The organism is Clostridium prolinivorans (assembly GCF_004011155.1).
GTDB lineage: Bacteria > Bacillota > Clostridia > Clostridiales > Clostridiaceae > Clostridium_AT > Clostridium_AT prolinivorans.
This window is the reverse complement of the sequence record NZ_RJWG01000024.1, coordinates 1-16,549: the sequence shown is the minus strand read 5'-3', so window position 1 is coordinate 16,549 and position 16,549 is coordinate 1. Positions and strand designations below refer to the sequence as shown.

The window sequence follows — 16,549 nt, the reverse complement described above, 5'->3', positions numbered from 1 at the left end:
ACTTATTGATATGAGATATGAAAAAAAGAGTACGATATTAACAACTAATATAAATTTTAATGCTTGGATCGGTTATAATAAATTGGACAATAAATATTCGGTCATGATATGATATACAAAAATAGAAGAAGGAGAAAATATCATGGCAGGAAAAACAAAAAATTATACAGATGATTTTAAAAAGCAAATCGTAGCTCTGAAACAAAATGGCAAATCGACATCAGAGATAGCAAGAGAATACCAAATAGCCAAATCTACAATAATTAAGTGGGTAAATGATTATAGCAAATCTGGGTCTTTCAAGGCTAAAGATAATCGTACCGAGGAAGAGAATGAACTAATACGTCTTCGTAAGGAAAATAAACAATTGATGATGGAAAATGATATTTTAAAGCAAGCAGCGCTGATAATGGCACGAAAATAGAAATAATTTTAGCAAACAAAGAAAAGTACAGTATCAGCGCAATGTGTAGAGTATTAAATGTCCCTAGAAGTTTAGTATNGCGCAATGTGTAGAGTATTAAATGTCCCTAGAAGTTTAGTATATTATAAGAAAAAGGCAAGAGTATATAATACTAAGCTTGAGAATGCAGTTATAGCAATATTTAGAGAAAGCAAAAACAATTATGGAACAAGAAAAATTAAAGAAGAACTAAAAAAGAAAGACATAGTAGCATCAAGAAGAAAAATAAGACAGATTATGGACAAGTATAGCTTAGTTTCTAATTACACTGTAAAGCAGTTTAAGGTTCATAAGTCAAGCTGCAACAATGATGAAGTAGAAAATATAGTGAATAGAGAATTTGATAACAGAAATGACTTAGAAATAGTAGTAAGTGATCTTACATATGTAAATGTAGCTGGAAAATGGCATTATATATGTTTATTAATCAACCTCTTTAATAGAGAGATAGTAGGATATTCAGCAGGTCCTAATAAGGATGCAGACCTTGTATATGAAGCCTTTTTAAGTTCTAAAATAAATTTAACTAAGATAAAGGTATTTCATACTGATAGAGGGAATGAATTTAAAAATAAAGCTATAGAGGAAGTTCTGAAAGCCTTTGAAATAAAGCGTTCTTTGAGTAAGAAGGGATGTCCTTATGATAATGCAGTAGCAGAAGCAACTTATAAAATTATAAAAACTGAATTTGCATTTAACAGAGTTTTTAAAAGTCTGCAAGAACTTAAAAGAGAGCTTAGAGCTTATGTATTATGGTATAACAATAAACGTATTCATAGTTCATTAAATTACATGACACCTGTAGAATATAGATTATCAAAAGCGACCGAATAAAAATTGTACAAAAAAGTGTTGACAATCCAGCTTTGGATGATGTTTTCTATGATCCAGTTATTGCAAATGCTATCTTAGATAGGATTTTACACCATGCTCATGTTGTTTCTATTAATGGAAAATCATATCGCTTAAAAGATCATTTTAAACAAGAGGATGAGTAAAAAAGCTACATTCTTAAATGATCAAAAAGTTACATTTTAATCTTGACATTTTTACATATGGGTAATAAGCATTTATATTCTTTTTTTAATCTTACATTTATTAAGTACTATTTCATCAGCTAAGTATCCATCAAACAAACGATAGAAACTGTAAAACGAATCCGGTTTTATATTTTCTCTTTTATTCAAATACTCTGAATTATCTTTATATAGAATTATTTTCTCAGCTTGTATTTTCTTATGTTTATCCTCAATTCTATCAGTAAAATTACTAATATACTTTGTATAAATTTTTAATGTCAATTCAGCACGCTGAATGTCCTCTTGTTATTTACTATAATATCATGGTTTTAAATAGCTATTTATTAAATAACAAAACACTTACTGTTAATACATAAACTTCATTTTCTTTGCCTGTAAGAAATAACTTTCTGATTTAATATTAGTTTTGATTTTTTTCTTAAAAGACTAATCCCAAATAAAGTCAAACAACATACCGAATATAACAATAAAAATATAAGCAGTCCATGACAAGTTAAATCTATCTATAATTGTAAAGCCCAAAAAAAATATTATACAAACAATAATATTATAATATAACTTTCTCCTATGCTTCATCTAATTTCCTCCTTTCAAATATGTGAATTATTAGTCATTTAAAAACTTATACAAGCATTACTTTAACTAATATTAACGCCAATAAGATTATACGTTTCCCTCCATTTAAGTATGTTATAATTATCACTTATACCTAAGTAGGTATACATAACTAATAATATTTGTTATGTTTTACCTGAAATAAATATAATTATTTATTGTATTTGAGAAATTAGCAATTTATTTAAAATGTCTTTGAGAAATTTGGCACTAACTTATGACTCCATTCAATTTTCATTAATTATATGAATACTCTGTTTACATTTAAAATTTTACACCCCGTTAAAAAAATATCAATAATTTCTTTAGTAAAATTTTACGACACAAAATGACAAGAGTTATTTAATATCATATTATTATTTAAAATGAGAAATATAGTAAGAATTGATCCACCATCTTCAGCTGATTGCAGATTATCCCTCATTCAACTACAATCTCAATCTACGTCCCATCAAGCAAACTAACTATTATCTTCTCCACATTTCAAGCTGCACTGCTTCCCAAATTTCTTTATCTATAACTGCAGGATGGCTTTCTTCTATATAATACATTGGAACTTCTCCGTTATTTACTGCTCTTTTTTTAGTTAAAAAATCAACTGTGTACATTTTTAAAATTTACCATTCTTCTTAAAAAATAACATAAAAAAAGAAAACCTTTTAATGATTCTCAAGAGCTTTGTTGTACTTGAACTTTTGCAATAACCTTACTATTGAATATTGAAATTATAAAAAGTGATCCTAATATAATATAAAAAAATAATTCTTAACTTTTTTCTATCATACCTATTCTCCATAGCGTTATTCAACTCATCTTAATTTGCTCTAATTTGATATTCATCATTTAAAGTAAAATCATAATAATATAGTTCTGATCCTTGTCCATTTTTGATATAAAATAAGTTTATAGCATTTATGAAAGCTGGCAATTACAACTATTAGAATACTTATTTATATTTGTGTAAAACATCCTCTTTAAAATCTTTAAACTTATCTATATTTTTATCTTCATAAAGAAAAACTTCTTGCTCACCTACACTGGTATATTTTAAATTAGCATTTAAAATTTTTTCTTTGTTTAATTTTGAAACTTGACTTTCATCAATTTGATATTTACTTAAGATGGTAGAAGTTGGCAGATAGACTGTATCTCCATCAGTATAATGAGAATCTTTCAGTGGTCTAAGAAACAAAATATATTCTTTATCTTCCTTCATCCAATTATAACCATCAAGAGAATCTACTATATCATTTGCATCTGTTATATTTACAATATCTATAGGCTCAAATATTGAAATTAAGTCACTATTGATATCTCCTTTATACACTTTAACAACTTTAACAGTTGTTAAAGTTGTTAAATAATATCTATTTCTGGATGTTTGTGAATCTACTTGCGCCCTAACAATTATAGGAGAAACTTTCTCTAAATCTTCGATAGAATTTAAATCTTCAAATTTTGTAAACACTTTTGTAATATCTTCTTGATATGTAGATATAGATAAATTCATACTTTCGTCATTAATATATCTATTTACATCTATATCATTTACATAACTTTTTCTTGTAAGGATGCCTAAAACAATCATACTAACAAATACACCTACAAAAATAATAGCGAAAGCTATATTTTTTTTATTCATATATTTTATCCTCCTATTTTATCAACAATTTTTCCTCCATCTATTTTTATTTTATAATCACATAAAGTATCAATATCTGCCTTATTATGACTAGATATTATTACAACTGCACCTCGTTTTTTTTCTTCCAATAGGATATTATATATCAAATTAACACCATCTTCGTCTAATGCACTCGTAGGTTCATCTAAAATAATAATATTTGGTTTTTCCATAATAGCTTGTGCTATTCCCAATCTTTGTCTCATTCCTAAAGAATATTTTTTTACAGTTCGTAAGTCATTAGGATTAAGGCCAACTCTCTCTAAAGACTTTGAAATATCTTCATCATTTATAATTCTTTTAATATTTGCTAAAGTTTTTAATACTTCTTTTCCTGTATAGTTTGGCCAAAACTTTGGGTTTTCTATTAACACTCCTATACTCTTTGGAAAATCTATATCTTTATGCAATTGTTGTCCAAATATATTTATTGTACCTGTTGTTGGTTTTATTAATCCACTCAGAGTTCTAAATAACATAGTTTTACCTGATCCATTATGTCCATATACTCCATAAATTTTTCCCTCCTCAAGTACAAGATTTATATCCTTTAGTATTGTTGTTCCACTAATTACTTTTGATATGTTGTTTACTTCAATACTTCTCATCCTTTACCTCCAAATATATAAATATTCTTTAATACTTTTACAAAACGATTTATTTTATAAATCTAATCAGTATAAAATCTCTTTTTTATTGAATATGTTTATGGCTACAATAATTACTACCAATATAAGTATAAGTAAATATAATAATGAGATATTGTTCTCAATACCTATACCATACTTGTTCAACGATAATAGAGCATTAGTAGTAGGTAGATATTTTAAAAAATATTTATTCCAATTTAATATAAGATTTGATAAGTATAATAGGGCTAACTGTATAATTAATACTAAATACACTCCATATATGGATTTAAATAAAATTGAGCAACTATTAACAATTAATATAATAAAGAAATTGTATAAGATAAGCCTAATCATCATGAAAATAATATCTATATTTATAAATAACTTCACATTTAATATTCCTCCTATTACTAGTACCAATATAAGTTGCAGCAAATAAAAACAGAATATTTGAATAAATAGTTCTCTAATAAATCTTAATAAAATATTTATTTTATTATTAGTTCTTGTAAAGATTAAGGTTGCATTTTTTAGCAATCTAACTTCTATATAATCACCTAAGTATACTATCAAAATTAATTGCGGAAGCATCCAATATACTATATTAACAATATTATTTATATGCCATAAATCTACATATCCATATGTAAAAGTGATAAAATCATTTATCGTTTCTATATTTTTGTTATAAAAAAATAAGCCTAAGAAATCAAATATTATTGAACATATAAATACAATCACAAAAGTTCGCTTGCTGATTCTATTAGATATTTTCATAAGTATTACCTTTCTATCCTAATATCTCTGTTTTTATACAAAAAATTATATATGATAAATAATGTTGCTGTAATAGCTATATTCATAAATAGATATTTTATCATAATCGAGTAGTCTTTGTTTAAATCGTAGAAAAACATTGTATCCCAAATTGGTATTATATAATTTCTGATAGATAAAAAAGATAAAGGAGACATAATTAATCTTATAGCTAGAAAAAAAATAATAATAAGCATATATGCTAACTTAATACTATTTACCGCACAAATAACACTAAGAAATAATGTACCAATTAAAGACCATCCAAAAATTTGAATTATTATAGAAATATAAATAAAAATTAAAAAACTTCTATTAAATAATAAATCCTTGTTACAGGAAATCATAAATATAGATGTTATTAGATTAAAAATAACGCAAAATCTTATACTTAACATAACAATTATTTTAAGGTTTGAAATACTCCAATTATATATATTTTCGTATCGTATTATCAGTTCAGGTATCATTCTTTCCGAAAATGTCTGCAATAGTATGAATAAAAACATAGGTATGTATACCAAAGTAACTATTTTGCTATTTACTATCGACTTGTACATAAGTTCCACATCTGTAACTGAACCTATAACTTTATTAGAAAGTGCAAGTATAAAAATTATCGAATATAGAAGAGCTTCTCCTTTAGTTATTTTCATCACAGCTTTTGTATCCTCCAATATTATAGAATCTCATTTTTTGTGCCTTTCCTTATCAGCATAAAACTAGAAATAAAATAAATACACATTATAAATATCAACCATATAAAATTTCCATAACTATTAGTCCCTAAAATATTAGTTCCTATAGCTCTAGAAATATCTCTATTAGGTATAATTCTCGATAAAATATCAGTTATCATCATTAACAAAGTATTAATAATCATAGAAGATAATATTACTAAATATTTATTAATTTTATTAAAAAATGATATTCCAAAAGAAATCAGTGCAAAACTAGACGCAAATAAAGCTCTTATTATAATGAAAATTAATATATTAATATATGGATAGTATGTCTTTATTCTATTTAGCATAATACCTGGATCTATGTAGGAAAGTTTTTTATAATCTGGTAGTCCAAATGTATTATGCCCTTGTATTGGAAATGCAATAATTGCCAATAGCATATTTATTATCAATGGTATGAATATTATAAAAAAACTTACAATAGCAATTGCAATAGCCTTAGCTAAAATATATTTGTTTTTACTTATTCTTGTATTAATAAAGTTACTTAGTCCCCATTTTCTCTCTTCTAAATAAGAGTCTGAGTAAATAAAACTTACTGTCAATGGTAACAAAATACTTACTATTGGAGATAAAGGCGTTTTAATTAAGTTTGTAAGTATACTTCCATCTGATGCAGACATTACTTTTGATAATGCTGATCCATAATAACCCTTGCAAAGAATTATATAATCGAGAAAAATTGCAGAAAATATAGCAATAAGCGCTATTTTAAATTCTGTTCTTTTTATGCATTTCCTAATTTCTAATTTAACTAATCCTATCATGTGATCACCTCAATATTGACATCATAAACATAATATTTTACATAACGATTTATTAACTTTAATACATTTAACTTTATAGTATAACCACTAATATTAAAAGAATATATCATGCAGAGCATGATATATTCTTTTAAACACTATTTGTAATTTACAGTACCAGCAGCATTATTATTGTAAAATAAGGTATCTTCCATATCTTCAATTCCTAAAAACACATCAGTACCAACTGCAGAATTACTTTTATATCTTACATCCAATAAAATACTAAAATTTATCTTTCTAATCAATAAACTTATAGTAAAATGTTGTTTTTTACATGTGAAATGATATTTATATGCATTTTATACTGGAAAACTATATTTTACAGATAACTTGTTTACAAGAATAAAATAAAAAAACATTATATAAGAAATATATTATAAACTGTACTCATAAAGTTACCAAATTATATAAATAACTTGTCTACATTTATAATTTTACCCCCCCCCGTTAAAAAATTGTCAATAATTTCTTTGGTAAAATTTTACGACACAAAATGACAAGAAGTTATTTAATATCATGTTATTATTTAAAATAAAAAATCTATAAAAAATTGCTTCACCCTTCTCATAAATCTCNCGCCGTATTCATCCTTGTCATAACCTAAAAATCTTGTGGTATTTATAATCAGCTTTCCTCGTTCAAACTTCTTCTTTACCCTCCATTTTAAGCTGTCGCTGACATTTTTGCTTTCTTCCTGTGCAAAAGAAGAGAGGACGGTTAGCATAAGCTCTCCATCCCCTGATAAAGTTTTGATATTTTCTTTTTCAAATATTATTTCTACATTAATATATTTTTGGTTCTCTTCCGCTCCTAAGCATACATACTTATTACTCTTTAAAAGCTATAAGTAATAATAATGTCATTCCTATTTCTTCTCTATCATCACAACACACTCAACATGCATGTAGTAAGCCAAAAGGCTTAAAAGGAAACAGTATAATTAAGCAAAGACTAAAAAATCGCAGAACCTTATAAACCTATTGAAAAGCTTTATACACTGTTCCTTATTCCCATTTATTTCATAAACCTTAATTAAAGCGTAGAAACCTCCATGCCCGCTATTTTTATAAATAAAGTCTAGCATATCTTGACGCATCTCTGTTCTACTAAAAGCATAAGCTACTGCATAATGAACATAATCTGAATTTGATGAATAGTGAAAGTGCGAGTAATAGATATTCTTCAAGTAATCAAAAAACAATTCTAATGAGGAAGTAATGCTATACGTCTTGTCAATAAGGTTTCTCCATGTTTCTGGTTTTTCTATTAAAACATATGGTTCATTTAGTTTTTTATAAACTTCAATTAATGTTGTTGTGTCCACTACTGAGTCTAGAAGAACCTTTAGTCCTTTATCAGTAAGTTTGTCTTTTGGCTTAGAATATATTTCAGGCTTATATGTTTCGAGTTCAGCATTACATTTCTTATCATACACTTCACAGTAATGTTTATATCTATTATATAATTCTACATCTCCTATTTTAGTATCTCCACTATACCTCTTAATACTTTCAAAACAAAAGTATGCCTTATCAAAAGCCTTTTTTTCCTCTTCATCTTCAAATATACCTGAATCTAAAACCTCTAAAAAAACTTTAATTTTCTCCAGATAATATAAATCATGCCGCCTACCATAGTAGCCATCATTTTCTATTTTGTAAAATCCCATTATTTCTTGCAAATCACTTAGACTCTCTGTTTGATAAACTTTTTCAATTAGCACAATCGTCACTAATTCATTAAATATTAAATCTTCTTCCTCCAACATTTTTAAAAATTGTTCTGCAAGTTTTATATCTATTCTACTTGTAATTTTGAGTAGTTTCTCGAAGGCTTTCCAATCTCCAGATTCATCGGTAATTTTTCCCAAATAGGTGAGATAGTTGAAAATCCGCTTTATAATCTTTTTAGTATCTTCTCTATTAAAAAATTTATTATCCACCATTATCTCAAGAGAATTAATAAGATCAATATCTACAATGCTGTCTTTTCTCCACCCATGCCTTAGAATACCTTTGTTAATCCCATTTGAAATACAATTTATACTTTTAGTTTCGTTAAAGCTTGAATACAGATATGCTAAGTGAAACCAACTATTTACATTGTCTTGAATACTGAATGTGAATTCGGGCCCATTTTTTACAAGTGTTTTTTCAATCTCTTCTATCTCACTAATATCAACTATTTTTTTAAATAGTTCTAAATTCTTTCTCTTTATTTCACAAAATAGCATAAGCATGCTGATTTGTTCTGTATGTAAATATAAGTATTCTTTTATTCTTAGCAATTTATCTATGCCTAATGATGACTTAGCAAAAATACTCGCCCAAACTTTAGAAAAATAATACTTATAGTTTATAGATTTTGAAACAGATAACAGTTCATTGCAATCACAAAACCTTTTAGCTACTTTTCCAATGCTGGTCTTATTTTCTAACAAATCAAAATACCCTTTATAAAGTTGAATATAAACATTCCTTACATCAACAAATCCCATTTCAACAAAATCTGAATACTTATCACAAGCCACAGTTATAAATGAATAAATTTGATGATATCCTTTATGAGTAAATAAATCTATAGCTCTTTCTTTGCTCAAACTACCCCAGAACCTATCAATTGCATCTTTTTCATTGTCTGAAATATCCAATTTTAAATACCGTTTAAATGCTATTATCATTTCATTTTCCAAGATTACCTTTTCAGGCACCTGCTTTATTCTAGCCGATAATGCTTCAACAACATTATTATTTTTTAGGTAATGCAAATAGTCAGTTGAGCAAAATATCTCTAATAATGTAACCAATTCTTTATCATTAATTAAATTTATCAGCTCAACTATTTCGGTATTTTCTTTATCTAATATAACACTAAAAAATGCCTTAATAATCTTCTCATCATCCGTCTCAGCAAGTTTATATCCCTTATTATCGTTAATATAGAGCTGTCTAACATAATTTTCAAGAACATCTGAAGATTTATTTCCACGAATGACTAGAAGAATGTATAAATAATTTTTTATTTCTTCTCTAATTGCAGATGAAATATATTTTAAATACTTATTATTATTTAACTTCACATCTTCAACTAATTGACACATTCTTTTATCTAGTTCTTTAGCAAACGTGAACTTTCCATTTTGCCAGCAGATTGCTATATTCCTTACTATACTCTGTGCTTTTTCTTGTATTGGATCTGGTAGCCTATTTATGTATCGCTTATCGCTATTTCTATATTCTATTTCTTGAACTATTTTTTCTATGTCTCCACTTAAATGCTCTGCAATTGGTAATGTTTCTTCTGACATAAGCGATTCAAACATTTCATCCCTTTGTGATGCAATTGCTTCTGTTAGTTCATAGGAATATAAATAGGCTGGATCATCTGCTCCCCAGTCTTCACTTTTTCCCAAGTATACATTAATAAGATTGAGCTCAAGCATGCCTCCTATATCATTCTTTGCTGTGTATTCCTTTCGCAGCAGCTCTAGAAAAAAATCTTCGAAAAACTTTCTATTTGATAATACACGCAATTCTCTTAAAATATTAGGATTTTTCTCAAACTTTTCTTTTAGCCTTAATGTAAAAAAGTATTCTTGAAATCTCCTATGCTGATATACATATGAAAAATTACTAAGCGTTTCCTCATTATAATTATTTTCAAAAAAACTCTCAGCCAGATAACCAACAATCTTATTAGCAGCTTTATAATCAATTCGTGGATATTTATTGAGTACTATGTCATAGATTTCCTTATAAGAAAAATTTAAAACAAATTTCTTTTGCATTTCATATGAAATTGTCTTATTTAATTCTATTATTTCATTTTTCTTTGGATTAGGTATGTTTAATTGATTTAATACTTTTTGATGTTCTGCCTTATCAATAATTGATTCCACTTTTAGCCTAAGAATATCAAGAATGCAATTCTTATTATTATGTTTATCTATAACATCCCATAATGATTTAACCAATAAGATATCTTTAATTTCTGTTAATAGTTTATTTTCACTTTTTAGTTTATCTAGCAACTCTAACTTTATTGTATTATTCTTAGCTTCAAAGTATTTTTTTATATCTTCTTCACATAGATCTCCAATTGTGTACTCCTTTAAGTTCGGGAAATAACTCTTAATTAAGATTCTATTAATACTTTCTTTCCTTGATGAAATTATAACTTTACAAGTACTAGATTTATTAACCAGTTCTTTAATATAATGAAGAGTTATTTCAACATCGTTTTCTGATATTTCATCCAGCCCATCCAATAAATATATAAAGTTTTTTATTTCCTCTCTTATGCCATAATCATTTTGTCTATTTCTAATTATGTTTTCTAACGAGTCCTTTGAACAATACTTTAGATTTATTAACATAGGAACAGCATTGTTCTTTTCAATAGTCTCAAACATACCTTTTTCATCTTTTTTATTTAAACCTGAATATACTTGAAAAAATTTGTGCATACAAATGCTTTTACCTGAACCAGGATTACCTATGAATAGTGAAACTTTGTCTTGCCCCTTAAGGACCATATTTGATAAGTTACTAAACAAATATTTATTATTATCCGCAATTATTGGCAAATCTATATATTCGTTAGATTGCAGCAGTGTAATTACATCCTTATTTGTACTTTCTTTTATAAATTTAAATTCGTCTCCAATTCCAAAGAATGCCTGTGCTAAATCTATATTTGAAGGCTGTGCTAACATTGTGCTTATAGAAGTAACATCCTTCCAAACTATCTCTACTCCCTTATCTTTTGCCATCTTTACAATATTTTTAGCACTATCACAACTAGTTTTTGCACCTGTATTTAGGTAAATAAATATATAATCTAATTCACATTCAAATTCATCCAAAGCATTTTTTATCGACTCCTTTATCTGGGTGTAATTAATACTCTTCTCAAAAAATTTAGCTTGGTATCCGTAGTATTTATCCTGAAACTTAACTGGCTTTGTTTCTAAACCTTTTTGATTGTGATCCGCCGAGACAGTACTTGTTATTTTTAATTCCCTACAAAATAAATAATGGCATAACTGTTCAAATGATGCTTGTAAGCTTTCAAATTTTCTTCCAAACTGCCTCCAATCTATCTGTATCATTGAAAATCCCTACTTTCAAAAAAATGGATGTACTTATTTAATCAAATACACCCACATTATAACATAATGATTCATCAATTTTTATCTAAACTCCAATAATTATAATATTTCTTTAATTACTAGCCCAGTTTTATAAATAAACTCAACCTCTACTAAAGAAACTATTCTTATATGCTCCACCATTTCTGTAAATAAACCTTCATCAAATCTTTTTAACAGCTCATTTCTACCGCTTAAAATTCTCTGCATTTCTTCTGCTTTCTTTAAAGCCTTATCCCTAATTAATTCTGTATTATCAAATGCTGCTTTCCTCTGTTTTAATTCCTGCATCTCCTGCTCTAAACTTTGATACTCCTCATCATAAATCAGACTATCCAATCCACTTCTTAAATTTAACCTTACCAGGTTAAGCATTTGTTCTTTCAGTTCTTCTAACCTTGTATTAATTTCTTGAAGCTCTGCATCTTCTCTTCTGCTTTCTAAAACATTATTTATATTCTCAATCATAGTTTTAATAAAGGTATCTTTGTCTTGAATGGCTTTATTTATAGACCTTACAAATGCTGCCTTTAGCTTTTCTTCATCTACAGCTTTCATATCACAGGCTTCATTTCCGTTATTAGCGTGGTTAACACAAATCCACACATACTTTTTATATTTTTCTGTCTGGCCCCATCTCTTTCTTCTAAATTTACTACCACAATTACCGCATATTAGCTTTCCTGAAAAGGCATATTTGTTGGAATGTCTACTTCTAGTTTCATTTGTGCAGCTCTGCATTTTTGCTCGCCTTTCTATTTACTCCTGCACCTTCTGAAATACTTCCTTTGATATTATAGCTGGATGGCTGTCTTCAACATAGTATTGCTGAGCCTCTCCTTTATTCTTCACTCTTTTATGTGTTAAAAAATCCACTGTTATTGTCTTTTGAAGAAGGGCATCACCCATATATTTTTCATTTGTAAGTATCTGCTTTATATTAGAATCATGCCATTTAACTTTTCCTGAACCGTTTCTAATCCCCTCTGCCTCAAGCTTTAATGCAATCGACTTATATCCTAGGCCACCCAAGTATTCATCATATATTCTTCTAACAACCGCTGCTTCTTGTTCATTTATTATTAGCTCCCCATTTTCATCCTTATCATATCCAAGGAATCTCTTATGATTAACTCTTACCTTTCCCTGCTGAAATCTTCTAACTATACCCCATCTGCTGTTCTCTGAAATATTTCTCGATTCATCCTGTGCAAGGGAACTTAAGATTGTAAGAAGAACCTCTCCTTTTGAATCCAAGGTATCAATATTTTCTTTTTCAAAGTACACCCCTATTCCTTTTTCTTTTAAAAGCCTCACATATTTAAGACAGTCAAGGGTGTTACGTGCAAACCTTGAAATTGATTTAGTAATAATCATATCAAACTGGCCTGCCAGAGCAGCTTCAATCATTCTATTAAACTCAACTCTATGCTTTGTGTTTGTACCAGTTATCCCTTCATCTGCAAAGATGCCTGCAAACTCATACTCTGGTTTACTTCTTATGTAATTTTCATAATAGGTAACTTGAGCTTCATAACTTGTCAGCTGTTCTTCCGTATCGGTACTTACTCTACAGTATGCACACACTCTTTTCTTTCTTTCCCTAGAAACTCCGTCTATCACTTGCACTTGTTGTCTTGCTGGAATTACTGAAACCTTTGCCATAACTCTCCTCCTCTACTGAAGGCCATTAATGCCTCTCTTCTTTATAAATTCTTCTTCCACCTTCATCCCATTTTTAAGATGAAACTCTAAATATGTTGGTGTTATAACAACCACCTTTTCAATTAATCCTTCAAATATATCATCATCAAACTCTACAAGAGCAGTTTCTCTCAAATTGATTATTCTTTTAATTTCTGCGGTTCTCTTTAAAATTTCATCATACTTGTTGCTATCAATATTTAGGGCTTCTTTTCTTACTTGTAAATCTTCAAGCATTTTCTTAAGAACTATATATTTCTTATCAAATTCATCTTCTCTTAATTCACCTTTTATCTGCTGCCTCACAAGGCTTTTTATTTCTTCATTTATATTTGAAATATCTCTATCAAGCTTAAAAGCATCCTCACATTTTGCACCTTGCTTTAGAACCTTCTCTATATTGTCAGTAAAAGCTTTTGCAAAATCTTCTTTGTATTCAAGCCTATTGAATACCCTTACAAATACAGCCTTTAGTGTTATATCATCTAATGCCTTCATATTACAGGAGCTTTTTCCTTCATTAATATATGTTTTGCATAACCATACTACTTGTTTTGATTTAGCTTTGCTGTTCCACAATCTTCTTTTTAAAGTAGCTCCGCAGTTACCACATATAAGCTTTCCACTAAAGGCATATCGCTGATTATATTTGTGTCTTATTTCTGGAACATTTCCAAACTGTGCCGCCCTCTCACTCATCATGGCTTGTACCTTTAAAAAATCTTCTTTAGATACAATTGCTTCATGATGTCCTTCAACAATATACTGTGGAACCTCCCCCTTGTTCTTTCTCTTTTTATTGTTCAGAAAATCCACAGTATAAGTTTTCTGGAGAATTAAATCACCGTAGTATTTTTCATTACTTAAGATACCTTTTATTGCACTGCCATGCCAAGTGTAAGCTCCTGTAGCTGTTTTTATCTTATCTTTTTCAAGTCCATCCTTTATACCATTTAAACTTTTGCCATCTAAGTATTCTCTAAAGATTCTCTTTACTATTTTTGCTTCCTCTGGATTTACTATAAGCTTTCCATCCTCTGAAAGGTCATAGCCGAGAAATCTTTTTGTGTTAATCTGTATCTTCCCTTCTTTAAACTTCTTCTGGAAGGACCATCTTATGTTTTCTGACATGCTCCTTGCTTCATCCTGTGCAATGGAGCTTAAAATGCTGAGTATAAGTTCACTATCAGCTCCGAGAGTATTTATATTTTCCCTCTCAAAATAAACTCCAACATTAAGACTTCTTAAGTACCTTACTGCTTCTAAACAATCAGCTGTATTTCTTGCAAATCTTGATATTGATTTTGTTATTATTAAATCTATCTTTCCAAGTTCGCAGTCCTTAATCATCTTTTTAAACTGAAGCCTTTTATCTGTTTTTGTTCCTGTTGTCCCCTGATCTGCGTATATCCCTGCAAACTCCCATTCTATCTTCTTTTTAATATAGTCCTCATAAAAAATAGTCTGCATTTCAAAGGACTCTGCTTGCTTTAAGCTATCTGTACTTACTCTGCAATAAGCACAAACCCTTGTCTTTTCTAGCTTTTTATCATCTATGGCACCCTTATTTTTTACTGCTATCGTAGTTATTTTCTTCACTTAAAATCCTCCTCTCTTCAGGGTAGTCACATGTTACCTCTACCACTGCCTTACATCAAGTTAATTGTTCTGTGGGAACATATAAAAAATACTAAAAAAGTAAGGGCCTGAAGTATTGCTACCTCAAGCCCTAAATCTATTTATTAAAGGTCTTTTTATTTTCAGCATCTATCTTTGAAAACTCTTCTTCAGTTATAAGTCCATCTTCAAGAAGCTCCTTTAAAATAGACCTGCTTATTAAATATGGTACACTATTTACTTCTTTTGACTGCATTTCATGCCCTCCTCAAAATAAAAACCGCTACCCCTCTATGAGTAACGATTACTTATTAAAAATCATAATTGTAGCATCAAAGCCAGCTGCTTTAAGCTTTTGAACTTGATTTTCAGCATTTTCTCTTACTGAGTAAGAACCTGCCATAACCCTATAAAGAGTTTGTCCATTTGATATCTGTGGTGTTTCTGCAGTCTGTGGTGAAGTTTCTACATAGTTAATTCCTATCTGTGATAATATAGCTTTTGCTATTGCCTTTATTATTTCATTTCTTTTAGCATCAAACAAATTATTATCTCCTGTGTTATCAATGAAGCCTATCTCAATTAATACTGCCGGAGCCTTGGTTTCTCTTAATACATGAAAGTCAGTTTGCTTAACCCCTCTATTTACAAAACCTAAAGACACAAGTCCAGCTTGTATCCTTTCTGCTAAGCCTTTAGACTTTGCTCCTGCATTTAAATAAGTATATGTTTCTACTCCTTTTGCTTTTTCAGGTTGATAAGCATTCCTGTGGAAGGATATAAAATAGTCATAGGTGTTTCTATTTTCAAATTTACTTCTATCCTGCAGACTTATCGTAACATCAGAAGTCCTTATTTCATCAACAAGCACTCCATGCCTTCTAATCTCTGCTGCCACAGCTCTACCTAAAATTAATACATCATTGGATTCTTTCCTGCCATTATAGCAAGCACCACTATCGTTTCCGCCATGTCCATAGTCAAAACATAATCTAGCCATTGTTTTCATCCTCCTTATTTAGCTGTTTTAAAACATCCTTTAATTTTTGAGGTATTGGTAGTCCAACCTTTGCTGAATTTTCAATAATGCTTATACCTTCATTTGAAATGTAGAAAAAAATAACAGCAGTACGAATCGCACTACCGTTTTTAATCAAATGAACATCTACTATATTTCCTATGCCAACCATTACAAAAATTAAAAAACTGGATAGGTTACAATTAATTAGACAATAAATATTCGGTCATGATATGATATATAAAAATAGGAGAAG

At 28.6% G+C, this 16,549-nt stretch carries 12 protein-coding genes and 3 pseudogenes; 2 read left to right on the top strand and 13 right to left on the bottom strand.

Annotated features, from left to right (window positions below; genetic code table 11):
• The first annotated feature begins 142 nt into the window (after window positions 1-142).
• A pseudogene (locus EGD97_RS11755) lies at window positions 143-1,297 on the top strand (IS3 family transposase).
• Window positions 1,298-1,332: 35 nt separating this feature from the next.
• Window positions 1,333-1,461: pseudogene (locus EGD97_RS11750) on the top strand (ATP-binding protein); the annotation flags it as partial.
• 1,124 nt (window positions 1,462-2,585) lie between these two features.
• On the opposite strand, the gene EGD97_RS11745 reads toward EGD97_RS11750, so the two are convergent.
• The 13 genes and pseudogenes from EGD97_RS11745 to EGD97_RS11695 form a co-directional block, all read right to left on the bottom strand.
• A complete protein-coding gene (locus tag EGD97_RS11745) occupies window positions 2,586-2,726 on the bottom strand; it encodes a recombinase family protein (RefSeq protein WP_456064398.1) in 141 nt (46 codons plus the stop codon).
• A 338-nt stretch (window positions 2,727-3,064) separates the two neighbouring features.
• The gene (locus EGD97_RS11740; protein ID WP_078683250.1) at window positions 3,065-3,760 is read right to left on the bottom strand and encodes a hypothetical protein; all 696 of its coding nucleotides are present in this window, start codon (window positions 3,758-3,760) and stop codon (window positions 3,065-3,067) included.
• Between the two features lie 5 nt (window positions 3,761-3,765).
• Window positions 3,766-4,410, bottom strand: coding sequence for an ABC transporter ATP-binding protein (locus EGD97_RS11735; RefSeq protein WP_127837510.1), 645 nt, complete (start codon window positions 4,408-4,410; stop codon window positions 3,766-3,768).
• A gap of 806 nt (window positions 4,411-5,216) precedes the next feature.
• Window positions 5,217-5,909: a hypothetical protein gene (locus tag EGD97_RS11730; protein WP_127837509.1), complete on the bottom strand. Its 693-nt coding sequence runs from the start codon at window positions 5,907-5,909 to the stop codon at window positions 5,217-5,219.
• A gap of 20 nt (window positions 5,910-5,929) precedes the next feature.
• Window positions 5,930-6,763, bottom strand: a complete 834-nt coding sequence (locus tag EGD97_RS11725; protein ID WP_078683254.1) for a hypothetical protein — start codon at window positions 6,761-6,763, stop codon at window positions 5,930-5,932.
• Between the two features lie 568 nt (window positions 6,764-7,331).
• Complete coding sequence (locus EGD97_RS11720) at window positions 7,332-7,529, bottom strand: hypothetical protein (protein ID WP_456064397.1); 198 nt, start codon at window positions 7,527-7,529, stop codon at window positions 7,332-7,334.
• Window positions 7,530-7,745: 216 nt separating this feature from the next.
• Window positions 7,746-11,915, bottom strand: a complete 4,170-nt coding sequence (locus EGD97_RS11715) for an NACHT domain-containing protein (protein WP_127837508.1) — start codon at window positions 11,913-11,915, stop codon at window positions 7,746-7,748.
• A 99-nt stretch (window positions 11,916-12,014) separates the two neighbouring features.
• Window positions 12,015-12,695, bottom strand: coding sequence for a zinc ribbon domain-containing protein (locus tag EGD97_RS12620; protein ID WP_228202029.1), 681 nt, complete (start codon window positions 12,693-12,695; stop codon window positions 12,015-12,017).
• Between the two features lie 18 nt (window positions 12,696-12,713).
• On the bottom strand, window positions 12,714-13,619 hold the full coding sequence (locus EGD97_RS12615) for a recombinase family protein (RefSeq protein ID WP_228202028.1): 906 nt from the start codon (window positions 13,617-13,619) through the stop codon (window positions 12,714-12,716).
• Between the two features lie 12 nt (window positions 13,620-13,631).
• Window positions 13,632-15,257, bottom strand: a complete 1,626-nt coding sequence (locus tag EGD97_RS11705; protein WP_127837507.1) for a recombinase family protein — start codon at window positions 15,255-15,257, stop codon at window positions 13,632-13,634.
• 136 nt (window positions 15,258-15,393) lie between these two features.
• Window positions 15,394-15,531 carry an SHOCT domain-containing protein gene (locus EGD97_RS12460; RefSeq protein ID WP_164850214.1) on the bottom strand — a complete coding sequence of 46 codons (138 nt, stop codon included), beginning with the start codon at window positions 15,529-15,531 and terminating at the stop codon, window positions 15,394-15,396.
• Between the two features lie 48 nt (window positions 15,532-15,579).
• Complete coding sequence (locus EGD97_RS11700) at window positions 15,580-16,275, bottom strand: N-acetylmuramoyl-L-alanine amidase (RefSeq protein ID WP_078683259.1); 696 nt, start codon at window positions 16,273-16,275, stop codon at window positions 15,580-15,582.
• A pseudogene (locus tag EGD97_RS11695) lies at window positions 16,268-16,477 on the bottom strand (phage holin family protein); the annotation flags it as partial. The gene EGD97_RS11700 and the pseudogene EGD97_RS11695, both read right to left, overlap by 8 nt.
• Window positions 16,478-16,549 lie beyond the last annotated feature (72 nt).

What these genes read in the sequence shown, in the direction of transcription:
- EGD97_RS11745 (WP_456064398.1), bottom strand. Translation starts at nt 2,726, where the DNA reads ATGTACACAGTTGATTTTTTAACTAAAAAAAGAGCAGTAAATAACGGA.
- EGD97_RS11740 (WP_078683250.1), bottom strand. Translation starts at nt 3,760, where the DNA reads ATGAATAAAAAAAATATAGCTTTCGCTATTATTTTTGTAGGTGTATTT.
- EGD97_RS11735 (WP_127837510.1), bottom strand. Translation starts at nt 4,410, where the DNA reads ATGAGAAGTATTGAAGTAAACAACATATCAAAAGTAATTAGTGGAACA.
- EGD97_RS11725 (WP_078683254.1), bottom strand. Translation starts at nt 6,763, where the DNA reads ATGATAGGATTAGTTAAATTAGAAATTAGGAAATGCATAAAAAGAACA.
- EGD97_RS11715 (WP_127837508.1), bottom strand. Translation starts at nt 11,915, where the DNA reads ATGATACAGATAGATTGGAGGCAGTTTGGAAGAAAATTTGAAAGCTTA.
- EGD97_RS12620 (WP_228202029.1), bottom strand. Translation starts at nt 12,695, where the DNA reads ATGCAGAGCTGCACAAATGAAACTAGAAGTAGACATTCCAACAAATAT.
- EGD97_RS12615 (WP_228202028.1), bottom strand. Translation starts at nt 13,619, where the DNA reads ATGGCAAAGGTTTCAGTAATTCCAGCAAGACAACAAGTGCAAGTGATA.
- EGD97_RS12460 (WP_164850214.1), bottom strand. Translation starts at nt 15,531, where the DNA reads ATGCAGTCAAAAGAAGTAAATAGTGTACCATATTTAATAAGCAGGTCT.
- EGD97_RS11700 (WP_078683259.1), bottom strand. Translation starts at nt 16,275, where the DNA reads ATGGCTAGATTATGTTTTGACTATGGACATGGCGGAAACGATAGTGGT.